Origin of the sequence: Blastococcus sp. CT_GayMR16 (assembly GCF_004570875.1) — a bacterium.
Lineage (GTDB): Bacteria > Actinomycetota > Actinomycetes > Mycobacteriales > Geodermatophilaceae > Blastococcus_B.
The window spans coordinates 287676-300475 of record NZ_SPQK01000002.1 but is presented as its reverse complement, the minus strand read 5'-3'; the positions used below and the strand labels follow the sequence as shown (position 1 = coordinate 300475).

14 protein-coding genes and 1 tRNA gene are annotated in these 12800 nt (G+C 73.8%); 5 read left to right on the top strand and 10 right to left on the bottom strand.

Features of this window, described 5'->3' with window-relative positions:
* Positions 1-32: 32 nt before the first annotated feature.
* The 4 genes from E4P38_RS04145 to E4P38_RS04130 all read right to left on the bottom strand — a co-directional run bounded on the left by E4P38_RS04145 (position 33) and on the right by E4P38_RS04130 (position 3396).
* The gene (locus tag E4P38_RS04145) at positions 33-1160 is read right to left on the bottom strand and encodes a LytR C-terminal domain-containing protein (protein WP_135130479.1); all 1128 of its coding nucleotides are present in this window, start codon (positions 1158-1160) and stop codon (positions 33-35) included.
* Positions 1161-1520: 360 nt separating this feature from the next.
* Positions 1521-1844, bottom strand: coding sequence for a DUF3263 domain-containing protein (locus E4P38_RS04140; protein WP_135130477.1), 324 nt, complete (start codon positions 1842-1844; stop codon positions 1521-1523).
* 129 nt (positions 1845-1973) lie between these two features.
* The gene (gene rarD / locus E4P38_RS04135; protein WP_135130476.1) at positions 1974-2891 is read right to left on the bottom strand and encodes an EamA family transporter RarD; all 918 of its coding nucleotides are present in this window, start codon (positions 2889-2891) and stop codon (positions 1974-1976) included.
* 73 nt (positions 2892-2964) lie between these two features.
* Complete coding sequence (locus tag E4P38_RS04130; RefSeq protein ID WP_135130474.1) at positions 2965-3396, bottom strand: CBS domain-containing protein; 432 nt, start codon at positions 3394-3396, stop codon at positions 2965-2967.
* An 88-nt stretch (positions 3397-3484) separates the two neighbouring features.
* Here E4P38_RS04130 and E4P38_RS04125 point away from each other — a divergent pair, with 88 nt between their 5' ends.
* Positions 3485-3883: a DUF5313 family protein gene (locus tag E4P38_RS04125; protein WP_135130472.1), complete on the top strand. Its 399-nt coding sequence runs from the start codon at positions 3485-3487 to the stop codon at positions 3881-3883.
* A 16-nt stretch (positions 3884-3899) separates the two neighbouring features.
* Here the strand turns inward: E4P38_RS04125 and E4P38_RS04120 are convergent, their stop codons facing one another.
* Positions 3900-4106: a dodecin gene (locus E4P38_RS04120; protein WP_135130470.1), complete on the bottom strand. Its 207-nt coding sequence runs from the start codon at positions 4104-4106 to the stop codon at positions 3900-3902.
* Between the two features lie 231 nt (positions 4107-4337).
* Between E4P38_RS04120 and E4P38_RS04115 the strand changes: the two genes are divergently transcribed.
* Positions 4338-4913 carry a sigma-70 family RNA polymerase sigma factor gene (locus tag E4P38_RS04115; RefSeq protein ID WP_135130468.1) on the top strand — a complete coding sequence of 192 codons (576 nt, stop codon included), beginning with the start codon at positions 4338-4340 and terminating at the stop codon, positions 4911-4913.
* A 9-nt stretch (positions 4914-4922) separates the two neighbouring features.
* Here the strand turns inward: E4P38_RS04115 and E4P38_RS04110 are convergent, their stop codons facing one another.
* From E4P38_RS04110 to E4P38_RS04090, 5 genes are all read right to left on the bottom strand, one after another.
* Positions 4923-5111 carry a hypothetical protein gene (locus tag E4P38_RS04110; protein WP_135130466.1) on the bottom strand — a complete coding sequence of 63 codons (189 nt, stop codon included), beginning with the start codon at positions 5109-5111 and terminating at the stop codon, positions 4923-4925.
* A 29-nt stretch (positions 5112-5140) separates the two neighbouring features.
* Positions 5141-7918, bottom strand: a complete 2778-nt coding sequence (locus E4P38_RS23745) for a LuxR family transcriptional regulator (protein WP_167760440.1) — start codon at positions 7916-7918, stop codon at positions 5141-5143.
* Between the two features lie 233 nt (positions 7919-8151).
* The gene (locus E4P38_RS04100) at positions 8152-8400 is read right to left on the bottom strand and encodes a hypothetical protein (protein ID WP_135130463.1); all 249 of its coding nucleotides are present in this window, start codon (positions 8398-8400) and stop codon (positions 8152-8154) included.
* 181 nt (positions 8401-8581) lie between these two features.
* Positions 8582-8657 (bottom strand) — tRNA-Thr (locus E4P38_RS04095).
* A gap of 48 nt (positions 8658-8705) precedes the next feature.
* Positions 8706-9422: a hypothetical protein gene (locus E4P38_RS04090; RefSeq protein ID WP_135130461.1), complete on the bottom strand. Its 717-nt coding sequence runs from the start codon at positions 9420-9422 to the stop codon at positions 8706-8708.
* Between the two features lie 193 nt (positions 9423-9615).
* Between E4P38_RS04090 and E4P38_RS04085 the strand changes: the two genes are divergently transcribed.
* The 3 genes from E4P38_RS04085 (at position 9616) to E4P38_RS04075 (ending at position 12800) form a co-directional block, all read left to right on the top strand.
* On the top strand, positions 9616-10530 hold the full coding sequence (locus tag E4P38_RS04085) for a universal stress protein (protein WP_135130459.1): 915 nt from the start codon (positions 9616-9618) through the stop codon (positions 10528-10530).
* Positions 10531-10579: 49 nt separating this feature from the next.
* Positions 10580-11356 carry an ABC transporter permease gene (locus E4P38_RS04080; RefSeq protein WP_135130457.1) on the top strand — a complete coding sequence of 259 codons (777 nt, stop codon included), beginning with the start codon at positions 10580-10582 and terminating at the stop codon, positions 11354-11356.
* Positions 11357-11459: 103 nt separating this feature from the next.
* Positions 11460-12800: a trypsin-like peptidase domain-containing protein gene (locus tag E4P38_RS04075; RefSeq protein ID WP_135130455.1), complete on the top strand. Its 1341-nt coding sequence runs from the start codon at positions 11460-11462 to the stop codon at positions 12798-12800.

Here is a 12800-nt window from a genome sequence, read left to right as displayed (position 1 = left end):
GGCAGACGGTGGAACCGAGGTGGTGCGACGGATCAGGGCTGCCAGTCGCCGGTCAGGACGACGACCAGGCCGGGTGCGGTGACATCGGCCGGGAGCTCGAAGAACCGCACCGCGGGACCGGTCAGCTGCGGGAACGCGTCGACCAGCTGGACGGCGGCCTGTCGCTGCGTCTCGTCGCCCTCGGTGAAGAACACCGTGCTCGCGGCGACGTCACCGGCGGTGTAGCCACCGATGCCGGGGGTCTCCCACCCGCCGGTACCGAACGCCTCGGCCGCCTTGGCGGCCAGGCCGTTGGTCTCGGTGGCGTTGAGGACGGTGACCGGGACCCGTACCGGCGCCGTGGGCGTCGGCGCGACCTCGACCGGGGGGCTCGGCAGGGACGGCAGCGGCGCGGAGGCGTCGGGGACGAACGGAGCCGGGGAGTTCTCCGCCGACAAGGACGCCGCCTCCTGCGTCTCGGGCGAGACGAAGGAGTAGACGCCGAGGACCCCGAGGGCGACGACGGTCATCGCGAGCAGGCCCTTGACGACGCGCCGCGGCTTGCGGACCTCGCCCTCGGCGTCGAGCTCGTCCAGGACGGCCACGGCCGAGCCGGTGCGCTTCTCGGCCTTGCGACGGACCATGTCGGCCGCCTGACGCTCGGCGCGCATGGCGGCGCGGCCGCCGACGACGGAACCGGTGCCCGGACCGCGGACCGGAGCGGGTGCGAGGTCCTCGTCGAACGAGTGCTCGGTGTCGTGGTCGACCTCGTGATCGATCGAGTCACGGATCGGAGCGACCTGCTGGCGACGGCGTCCCGACATGCGGCGCTCGGGGATGGCGGTCGTGCCGGGCGCCGGGGCGCGGAAGGCGCGGGCCTGCTGGTCGTCGTCGACAGCGAGGTCGACGTCCTCGGACCGGGAGGGCTTGGTCCAGTCGCCGTAGGCAGGCGACGGGGATCCGGCCGCCGTGGTCTGCCGGGGCACCCGCGGGGAGGGGACGGAGGAGCGGAAGCCGCCGGAGTTGCTGGGGCCGGTGGAGACCAGCTCTGCCTCGGCGTCGACCCAGGTGCGGCTGGGGCGCGAGATGGCGGGGGCGCAGCCACCGCTGCGCTCGATCGCTGCGGCACCCGGGAAGTCGCCGTCGAGGGTGAGCTCCATGCGCGGCTCGGGAGACGGCACCGCGGAGAACGGAGCGGCCGTCGTGCGCGGGCCGGCCGGCGGGCGGGGTGCAGCGGCCCGGGAGGCGGCCGGCACAGGAGGGAGCGGCAGCCGGGAGCGCGAGACCTGGCGCTGGCCGTCGGGGGCACGGGTCCCACCGGACGGCGCAGGGCGTCCGGCGGACCGGCCCGAGTCGCCGGACCGGTCATGACTGCGCGCGGTCGGATGATCGCTCACCCCCGCCGAGGAGCCCCGCCACAAACCATCGGGGGCGTCCGTACGTCGACGATTCGCGGCGACCGGGGGATTACCCCAGTCCCGCCCGTCACTCTCTGACCCGCCGTGCCTGCCCACAGTGAGGAAATCTAATCGTTGTAACTCTCATTGACTAGAACCCTGAGACGAACGTGTCCGTGCCCGCGCGCGTCGCAACCGCCGCAGCCGCCGGACCAGCAGCGGGTCGGCGGCCAACGCATCGGGTCGGTCGACCAGGGCGTTGAGCACCTGGTAGTAGCGAGTCGGCGGAACTCCGAAACGGTCTCGGATCGCCGTCTCCTTCGCCCCCGCCTGCCGCCACCACTGCCGCTCGAAGGTGAGCATCTCGTGCTCCCGACGGGACAGGCCCATGGGCGCGACCTGCACGAAAGCCTCGTCGAGGCCCTCGGCCGGGGGCGGGGAGACCACCACGGTCGGGTCGTCGGTCATCGGTCGTCGAACTCCTGCCGTACCCGTTCGCCCCCGGCGTGGGAGCGACTCGGGAACGACCGTAGCGCCGGGTACCGACAGTTCCCGGCGCGCAGGGGATCGCTCCCCGGCCATGGGTCGGAAGAGGCCTCAGAGACCTGCGGGAACGATCTCCGCAGCCGGACGACGACTCCCGGCCCGGGCGTGTCGCAGGCTGTCCGCGGTGAACACCGCCAGGGCCACCCAGACGATCACGAAACCGGCCAGGCGCGCGGGCGGCATCGGCTCGTCGTAGACGAAGACCCCGATCGCCAGCTGCATCAACGGGGTCAGGTACTGCAGCAGCCCCACCGTCGACAGCGGGATGCGCCGCGCAGCGGCGGCGAACAGCAGGAGCGGGATGGCGGTGGCGATCCCGGAGGTGACGAGGAGCAGGGCGTGCCCCGCCCCGGCGTTGCCGAAGGTGCCGTTCCCGCCCGAGTGCAGGACCGCCAGCACGACCGCGGCCGGGACCGCGACCAGCGCCGTCTCGACGAAGAGGCCGGGAGCTGCCTCGACCCGGACCAGCTTCTTCATCACGCCGTACAGGCCGAAGCTGGCGGCGAGCGCGAGCGCGATCCACGGCGGGCGCCCGTAGTCGATCGTGAGGACGGCGACCGCGACGGCGGCGATGCCCACGGCCACCCACTGCAGGACCCGCAGCCGCTCGCTGAACACCACGACCCCGAGCAGCACGCTCACGAGCGGATTGATGAAGTAGCCCAGCGAGGTCTCGACGACCTGGCCGGAGTTCACGCCGTAGACGAAGACCAGCCAGTTGACGGCGATGAGCACCGCTGCACCGGCGAGGACGAGCAGCCGTCGCCGGTCGGTGACCAGCGCCCGCACCTGCGACCAGTGGCGCCGGACGGTGAGCAGCAGGCCCACGAACACCAGCGACCAGAGCACCCGGTGCGCCACGATCTCGAGCCCACCGGCCGGCTCGAGCAACGGGAAGTAGAGGGGGAACAGTCCCCACAGCGAATAGGCCGCCAGCCCGGACAGCACTCCCAGGCGACGGTCGTCCACGGCCGCACCGTACGCGGCCCGTCCTCCCCGCCACTCGCAAGCTCGCAGCGGTGCCCTGGACGGGGCCGAGGCGCTAGGCGGTCTGGATGTAGTCCACCAGCTGCTTGCGCTCCTCCTCGAGCTCGTCCAACCGGGCCTTGACGACGTCGCCGATCGAGACGATCCCGATCAGGGCTCCGTCGTCCACCACGGGGACGTGCCGTACGCGGTGGTCGGTCATCGTGCGGGCGAGGTCGTGCACGCTCATGTTCGGTGAGCAGGTGTGCACCTGCGCCGTCATCACGCTGGACACCGGTTCGGCCAGCAGACCGGCGCCGTGGCTGTGCAGTCCGCGGGCGACGTCCCGCTCGGAGACGATCCCGTCGATGGTCCGCCCGTCGGAGGACACCACCAGGGCGCCGATCCCCTTGTCGGCGAGCACACCGAGAGCGGTGCGGACGCTCTCGGACCCGTCGATCGTGGCGACCTCGCGGCCCTTGTGACGGAGCAGTTGGCTGATCTGCACTGCGACCTCCTCGCGGAACGGTGCGGGGAGTGTGCACCCGTCCGCGGCGGACGGCAACGGGGCCCCGACCAGGCATACCGTGACGGGTGTGTCCGCCCAGCGACCGAATCCGGTCCAGTGGATCTGGTACGCCCTCGGGGGTGGGCTCCCCCGCCACCTCTCCCCCTGGGTGCTCGCCGACACGACCGGGCGCACGTGGATCGTCCGGCACCTGCTGCGGGCCGTCGTCCAGATGTCGCCCGTGCTGGTCGTGTGCATCGTCGCCGTCCCGGTGCCCCTGTCCTACCGGCTCTCGGCAGCCGTCGGCGGCCTCGTCCTGGGGTTGATGTTCTCGATCGCGTTCATGACCGAGACCATCGAGCACCGGGTCGCCAAGGCGGGGTACCCGGCGGGCACAGCGGCCCGGATCCGCGCCGAACGCGCCGAGCGCGACCGCATCGAGCGCCGATCGCCCTACCGCCGGGGCGGTGCGGGCAGCTTCGACTGACGAGGGACCCCGTCCGTCAGTCGACGCGGAAGCCGACCTTCATCGTGACCTGGAAGTGGGCGACCTCGCCGTCCACGACCTGACCGCGGATCTCCCCGGTCTGGAACCACTCGATGTTCCGGACCGTCTGGGCGGCCTTCTTCAGCCCCGTCCGGATCGCGTCGTCGATGCTCGTCGGACTGGTGCCGACGATCTCGCTCAGCCTGTACACGTGCTCGCTCACGGGGTCTCCTCCTAGGTGCCGGACGTGGCCCTCGACCCTGGCACGTCGCCGCCCCGTCCGGGCCCTCGCGCGCTCTCCCGGCGGGCGACGGAGTACGTCGTACGGGTGACCCCGGGCACCCGGCGTACGTACTTCCGGGGCCCCTGAATACGTCGTCCGACGGATGTTGGCCACCGGCTCCCTCCGAAGACTTCGCAGGCGTTCCCAAACGTCCTCGAAGGAGCCCAGCCCATGTCCGTTCTGACTCTCGCCGAAGCCCCCACCAGCGGTCCTGTCGACCGGGAGCTGCTGACGGCCCTCGCCGCCGGCGACGAGGCGACCTGGCACACGACGGTGCGGCGCTACGAGGCGCTGCTGCGCTCCGCCGCCCGCGTGGTCCTCCGCAGCGACGCCGACGTCGACGAGGCCGTGCAGCGCACCTGGGTGCTGCTGCTGCGCAACGCGGACCGCATCAACGACCCGCAGTGCCTGCCCGGCTGGCTGTCCACCACCGCACGCCGCGAGGCCCTGTCCATCCTGCGGGGTCAGCAGCGCGCGATCCCGAGCGAGGACGTGGCCGACCGCGTCGCCCCGGACGACACCGACATGGCGACGGCGCTCATGGACGAGGAGCTGCGCCGGGCGCTGGACGAGGCGGTCGAGAAGCTGCCGCTGAGCCAGCGCCTGATCGTGCAGGCCCTGCTCCGCGAGCCGGCGTCCTACGACGCGGTCAGCCAGGAACTGGGCATCCCGCGGGGCAGCCTGGGCCCGCTTCGCGGGCGTGCCGTCCGCGCCCTGCGCGCTCAGCTCGAGCCCAGCCTCCGTTGAGCGCCGGGATCAGCCCTTCGTCGTCGGACCGTTGTCGACGACGTGCTGGAGGCCCTGCCGGAGCGCCTCGGTCAGGGTGAGGTCGGGGTGGGCGTCGACCACCTCGCGGAGCTTGCCGACCAACTCGTCGTCGTCCAGCTCCACCGTCTCCTCCCTGTCATCTCCCCCACCGAACAGCGACAGCTTCAACGGCGACATGGGTGTCCTTCCCGCAGACCGGTCGACGGTTACCGGGCGACCTTGACGGCGACGGCCGCGGCCTGTGCCCGGTTCGTGACCTGGAGCTTATGCAGCACGCGGGACACGTGAACACCCACTGTGCGATCGCTGATGAACAGTTTTCGGGCGATCTGGCGGTTGGTCGCACCGGTCCCGAGCAGGGCGAGGACCTCGTACTCGCGCTCGGTCAGTCCGAACGGCCGGTCGTCGGCCGCCGCCCGCGGTGCAGGGGCCACCGACAGCCGGGTGCGAGTGAGCAACGCGTCCACCTCGACGACGATCGGCGCCGCGCCCAGGCGCTCGGCCAGCGCGCGTGCTGCCGACGCCGCGGCGGCGGCCTTGTCCCGGCGCCTGGCGTCGGCGTGGCACTCCGCCTCCCGCAGCAGGCAGTACGCCTCCTCGCGCGGTCGCACCGCCGCCTGCCACAGCCGGACGGCCTCCGCCCAGTCCTCCGCGGTCGCCGTACCGCGCGCGCGGGCGAGTTCGTTCCGGGCCGTCCGGTGGTGGGCGGCGTGGTCGATGTCGTCGTCCGCCTCCGGCGCCAGCCCGTCCAGAGCGGCCCCCAGCTCGTCCAGCCGGGCGGTGGCGGCCGAATCGATGCGTGCCGGCATCGGCCCGGGACGCTCGGCCTCGTTCCGCAGTCCGATCACCAGCAGCTCCGTCCGGAACCGCCGGTCCGGGGTACCGGCCAGCCGCGACAGGGCCTCCTCGACGGTGCGCCGGCAGCCCTCCCGGTCGCCCTCCTGGGCGAGCAGTTCGGCGGTCGCCGTGGCGAGGGCCGCGACGACGGCTGGCTCGTCGGCCTCCCGGAGGGGTGCCGCGGCCTCCAGACTCGCCCGCGCACCGGCCGGGTCGCCCATCCGCAGGCGCAGCTCGGCGCGCTCGAGGTGCAGGTGCAGGGCCTGACCGGTGACGACCCGCCCCTCGAGCAGGTCCTCGAGCACGGCAGCGCAGCGTTCGTACTGCCCGCGCCGGACGAGCATGTTCGCGGCATTGCACGCGAGCGCGGCACCCACGGCCAGCTCCAGCCCGTACTCGGGCAGGAGCTCGAGCCCCTCCAGGGCCGCCTCGCACGCCTCGCTGGGCAGGCCGGTGAACTCGTAGGCGACGACCAGGTTGGCGTAGGCACGGCACAGCACGGCGCGGTCCTCGACGTCGCGCGCCAGTCGCACCCCCTCGCGCAGCAGGTCGAGGGCGCCGGGCTCGCGGACGATCGCTCCGGCAGTCCCCCGGGTGGTGAGGGCGTCGGCCAGGACGCCCGGTGTGCCGTGTTCCCGCGCAGCCGCGACCGCGCGCTCCGCGAGGCGGACGGCCTCCTCGAAGTCGGCCATGATGAACGCCGCACGGGCCAGCGCGCCCCACACCTGCGCGTGCACGGCGGTGACGTCCGGCCCGAGCGCCCGCGCCGCCTCCAGGTAGGCCGTCCTGCTGCGCGCCGTCTGCCCGGCCTCCCACAGGAAGCACCCCAGCCGCTCGAGGGCTCCGGCCCGGGCGGCCGCGGGGGCCGGTTCGGACTTCAGGGCCTCGTCCAGCGTGGCGGCGGCAGCGGCAGGGTCACCGGCGAGCCGCGCGGTCCCCGCCGCCTCCAGCGCCAGCTCGAGCCGGCCGCCCGCGTCCCCGGGGCGACGTGCCGACTCCAGGACCCGCTGGTAGTAGCCCCAGGACTCCGCGAACGCGCTCCGGGATCGCGCCTTCCGGGCCGCACGCAGGCTCCACTCGGCGGCCTGCTCGGTCATCCCCGCCGCGGTCCAGTGCATGCTCACGGCCGCCGCCGTGACGACGTCGTCCGGAGCGGACCCGCCCAGCGCCTCCGCCGCCCGCTGGTGCAGGTCGCGACGCTCGAACGGCAGCAGCTGGGCCAGCACGGCCTCGCACATCAGGCTGTGCCGGAAGGCGTAGTCGCCGCCCTCGACGACCAGCACGCCGGCAGCCACGGCCTCCCGGACAGCGGCTCCGTAGCGCGACGGGGCGAAGCCGGACGCCTGGCAGAGCTGCTGATCCGGAACCCACAACCCGAAGATGGCCGCCAGGCCGACCAGCTCGGCGGCGTCGGGACCGAGCCGGCGCACCCGGGCGAGCAGCACGTCCTTGACGCGGCGCGAGCCCGGGTCCTTCACCAGCTCGCCCAGGAGATAGGGATTGCCCTGGGTCTGCTCGTACCAGGCGTCGACGTCGACATCGACGTCCCCGGTCAGAGCCGAGACGAGCTCCCGCGTCTCCGACCGGTCGAGGCGCTGGAGCTCCACGCAGCTCGCGCCCGGCAGGCGGGTCAGTTCGGAGACCGCCTGTTCGACCCGGCCGATCCGCGGTGTCTCGTCGTCCCGGAGGGTGAGGACGAGGCTCAGCCCGCGACGGGTCGCGGTGCAGGCCAGGTAGACGAGGAAGTCGCAGGTGGTCTCGTCGGCCCACTGCAGGTCGTCGATGACGATGGTCGTCGCCGTCGGCGACCCGCTGGGGGCCAGCGCGTCGGCCCACAACCGGATCGCCTTGAGGCGCTCCTCGGCGGACTGCTGCTCCGCACCGTCGGCGGCGGCCGGCCAGCCACCCCGGGCGTCGAAGATCTGCTCCAGTGCCGCCAGCGGCAGCGACTGACCCGCCACCTGCAGGCAGGACCCCTCGATGACGTCGGTCGATGCGCCCGCACGCTCGGCCGCGACGAGCGAGGACTTGCCGACACCGGCCTCGCCGCAGACGAGGACGACGTGACCGGGTTCGGCGAACGCGGCAGCCACGGTCGCCCGGTGGTGCGTCCGCCCGATGTAGGGGACCCCCGCCGTCCCGATCACCGGGTCATCCTGCCGCGAGCACCCCCCGGCGTCCAGACTCCCGGGCGCGCCCGGTGCTGCGTCCTCGCCCGAGAGCCGCGGCCGGAATACGGGCTTCCGCCATTCCTGGGTGCGCGGGGACCGGTACGCGCCATTGCCTGCGATGCGTCGCAGAAGCAATTACTGCGCGTGGCCGAAAGGTTCCGGAGAAAGAGACCGGATGCGTCCGGAAATGGCGCCCGCCGAGAGGGGGCTCAGACCGGCAGCGCGCCGGAGAGGGAAGTGACGCTCGCGAGGCGGTTGCGGACGGCGAAGATCCCACCGGCGGCCAGCAGCAGTGCTGCCGAGACCAGCGGGGTGGCCGATCCGTCGAGGCCGGAGGTCAGGAGCTGGCCGGGGAGGCCATCGTGCAGAGAGGTGCCTGCACCGGTGTCGACGGTGGACTGCAGACCACTGGAGATGCCATCGGCGAGGCCGCTGATCTCGGAGAGCTTGAAAGGCATGGCGGAACCTCCGCAAGAGAATGGGAAAGGAAGCCGGCGGGCCCTCTGCGGGCCATTGATCGGGGACTACGACCTGTCGGCGCGGAGGAAACTACTGCACACCTCAGGCGTCGTAAAGACCTATTCCGAAAAACTCGGGAAGAATGTTCCGCCGCCCTGGGCGACCCGCCGGGAGGGGGTCTGGAGCCGACGAGGGGACTTGAACCCCTAACCGCCCGATTACAAGTCGGGTGCGCTACCAATTGCGCCACGTCGGCGGACGGCCACCAAGGTGACCGCGTCGATCGTAGGGGGCGACTCGACGCTCAGGCGGCGTCGGTGTCCGCCACGGGACCGTGCTGCACCGGTCCTCCCCGCACGAACTCGGCCGGGTCGCTCGCCGGTGTCGGTCCCGCGGCCAACCAGCGGGCGAAGCCGTCGGGGTCGCGCCGTTCGAGTTCGTCGAGCGCTTCCTCGCGACGGGCCACCAGCGACTGCCGGGCCGCTGGGTCCAATCGGCCGGCCAGCGCCGCCGTCGTCCGCAGCCACTCGTCGCCGAGTGCGCGCGTCGTCAGTGCTCCCACCGGCTGGAGATAGCGGGCGAGCCCGGTCGTGCCGCCCCGATGCACCGGCCGCTGCGTGGGCCCACCATGGACCGGCCGCTGCCGTCCCCTCCTCGAGCCGGTGCCGGCAGTGGCCCGGCGCGCCCGGTTCAGGCGGAGACCGAGGAACACGATCACCCCCGCTGCGACGGCGAGCGCGGCCACCGTCCCGCCGGCGACCGTGGCGACGCCGGCGACGACCAGCACCGCCGCAGCGGTCCAGCCCGCTGCCCACACGGCGGACTCGACGGCCGAGCCGCGGCCGGCGGCCGGCGACTCCCGGGCGATCCCGGCGGCGGTGCAGCCGGCGAGCGTCGCCGCGAGGCCCACGCCGATCAGTCCCGGACCGCCCAGGGCCAGTCCTCCGGCGACGGCGAACGCAGCACCGCCGAGCAGCGCGCCGCCCAGCAGCACCCGGGAGAGCGGTCGGGCGATGGACACAGGCGGCCTCCAGGTTCGCTCGGACAAGCCGATGCGAGCGGCCCGCGGGCGTTCGGAACCCACGCGCTCGCTCTGCACTACCCCTTCGGCGGTGGCTGATGCACTGGATGCGGTGGGGTCTTCCCTCACGGCATCGCGGCGAGGACGCTCGACCCAGGGACGGACCCACTGCTCCCGGAGGTGCACCGTGTCGATGTCAGCCCCGCTCGCCCCGACCAGCCGCGAGGAGGACGCCAACGCGGCGTCGGCCAAGGACGGCGAGGATCCACCGGGCCGCGAGGTGGTCGTCGGCGTCGACGGGACCGAGGTCGGGCTGGGCGCGGTCCGGTGGGCGGCCCAGGAGGCGGCCCGCCGCAGCGCACCGCTGCGGATCCTGCACGCCGCGCCCTACCTGGGACATCCCGCTGCGACCGGCGGGCCCCCGCCGGAACTCCCCCGCGCCCGGGGGATCACCGCTGTGGCCTACACCGTCGCGCGGCACACCGAACCGGGCGTGCAGTCCTCGACCGAGGTCGTGCCGGGTGACCCCGTCACCGCACTGCTGCGGGCGGCTGCCGCCGGTCAGCTCGTGGTCCTCGGCAGCTCGACGACGGGTGCGGCCGACGAGATGGTCCTGGCCACCATGGCAGCCAAGGTGGCGGCCCGGTCCCCCGCACCGGTCGTCATCGTGCCCCGTCGCCGGGGTGCCGAGCCGGAGGGACGGCCCGCAGTCGCGGTCCTCGGCGTCGGGGACCGGGCCGACGACGAGGCGGTCGCCCTGTTCGCCGCGGCCACCGCGCAACGGTCCGGCGTCCCGCTGTCGGTCCTGCAGACCCGGTCGTCCGGACGGACCGTCCCCGCCAGTTGGGTCGACGACCTCGACGAGTGGGCCCAGCGGTTCCCTGACCTGACGGTCCAGCACTCCGAGCTACCCGCAGCGCGCGCCAACCAGGTGCTCCGCGCCACCTGCCCGTCGCCGCTGATCATGATCAGCGCCGGCCACGGCACCCTGCTGCACCGCTCGCTCGACGGGCCGCACCTCTGGTTGCTCCGGCACTGCACGTCACCGATGGCGCTGATCCCGCCGACGGACCGGCACGCCCGTGGGGAGGCCGCACCGCCGGGCTGACGCCGCATCGGCCGACGCCGGTTCCTACCCCCGGGCAGGATCGGCGTCCGTGAGTTCCTCCGTCGTCGACGTCGGCCCGCGGCTGGCCGCCGTCCTGATCGCCCTGACGGTGCTGGCGGCGGTCGCCGGGCGCCTGTCCGGCCTGGGCCAGGACCGTCCGGTGGTGATCGCCGTCGTCCGCGCCACGGTGCAGCTCGCCGCGGTGTCGGCGGTGCTCCTCGTCGTCGTCCGGTCGCTGCTGCTGTCGGCCGTCTTCGTCGTCCTGATGCTCACCGTCGCCACCCTGACCTCGGCCGGCCGCGTCACCGGGCACACCGTCCGGCACCCCGGAGTGCTCGGCCGCGTGCTGCCCACCGCCCTGCCGATCGCCGGCGGGGCGGCACCGGTGGTGGCGCTGGTGCTCGCGAGCGGCGCGGTCCCGCTGCGCGGCATCGCCGTCATCCCCATCGCCGGCATCCTGATCGGCGGCGCCATGACGGCGACGTCGCTCGCCGGGCGGCGGCTGCGCGACGAGCTCCACGACCGACGCGGTGAACTGGAGGCCGCCCTGGCCCTGGGTCTCCTCCCCCGGGACGCCGTGCTGCTCGTGGGCCGTCCGGTCGTCGCGACCGCGCTCGTGCCCGGACTGGACCAGACGCGGACCGTGGGCCTGGTGACCCTCCCCGGCGCCTTCGTCGGTGTCCTGCTCGGCGGTGGGAGTCCGCTGGACGCCGGAGCGGCCCAGCTGCTGGTCCTGGTCGGGCTGCTGGCCGCCCAGGTCCTGGCGGTCTGGGCGGTCACCGAGCTCGTCGCCCGCGGCTCGATCCTCGACGACGTCCCACGCTGACTTCCAGGAATCTCACAGGCCACCTCCAGCAGCGGGCCAGCGGCGGCACGCAGAGTGGGGCCTCGCGGCGGTCACTCGACCGCGCGGAGGGAGGACCACAGAAGTGAGCGAACACGGAACCGAGCCCGGCGCGGACCGCGACGCCCAGGCGGGCTCGCCGGGGACGCCGCCCCAGCAGGCAGCCGCCACCACACCTGCCCAGCCGGTCTACGGCGGGCACGCCCCCTGGGCGCCGCCGCAGGCCCAGCAGCCGCCGGCCCCGCCGAACTACCCGGGCTACGGCGGACACCCCCTTCCCGCTCCGGAGCCCGCAGCAGGGCCTCCGGCCCAGGTCGCGCCGTCCCGCCGGGCCGGCCGCCTCCGCATCGGCATCGCCGGGCTCGTCGCGGGCGCACTCATCGGTGGCGGCGCCGGGGCCGGCGTCGCCGGGCTGATCGACGACCCTGCGGCCACGTCGAGCACGAGCGCCTCGGCCCAGAACGTCACCATCAAGAACCCCGAGACGGCGACGACCGCGACCGCCGCGGCGGCGAAGGCCGCCCCCAGCGTGGTGACCATCTACGTCTCGAGCGGTTCGAACTCCGGCAGCGGCTCGGGCGTCGTCCTCACCGACGACGGCTACGTGCTGACCAACAACCACGTCGTCACCCTCGAGGGCGCCGGCACGGGCGCCGTGCAGGTGCGCACCGCCGACGGCACGCTCTACGACGCCACCGTCGTCGGCACCGACCCGGCCTCAGACCTCGCCGTCGTCCGTCTCGACGGCGCGAGCGGGCTCACCCCGGCCACCTTCGCGAACTCCGACAAGGTGCAGGTCGGCGACGTGGCCGTGGCCATCGGCGCTCCCCTGGGCCTGTCGAACACCGTCACCGACGGCATCATCAGCGCCACCGGCCGGGCGGTCGCCACCGGCTCGACGCAGGACGACGCCACCGTCATCGACGCGCTGCAGACCGACGCGGCCATCAACCCCGGCAACTCCGGCGGGGCGCTGGTGAACGGCGCCGGCGAGGTCGTCGGCATCAACAGCGCGATCGCGACCGTCGCCTCCGGCGCCCCGGGGTCGCAGTCGCAGAGCGGGAACATCGGCGTCGGGTTCGCCATCCCGTCCAACACCGCACAGCGGATCGCCAAGGAGCTCATCGCGAACGGCACGGCGACGCGCGCCTTCCTCGGCGTGAGCACCCAGACCGCCGCAGACGACCAGAACTCCGGCGTCGGGACCGGCGCGGAGATCGTCTCGGTGGAGCCGGACAGCGCGGCGGCGGCGGCAGGGCTGCAGGGCGGCGACGTCGTGACCGCGGTCGGCAACCGGCCCGTCACCACCTCGACCGAGCTGACCGCGGCGGTCCGGAGCAAGGCCCCCGGCGACACCGTCACCCTGACCGTGCGCCGCGGGAACGACACCCGGACCGCTGACGTCACCCTGGGTTCGGCCAGCTGA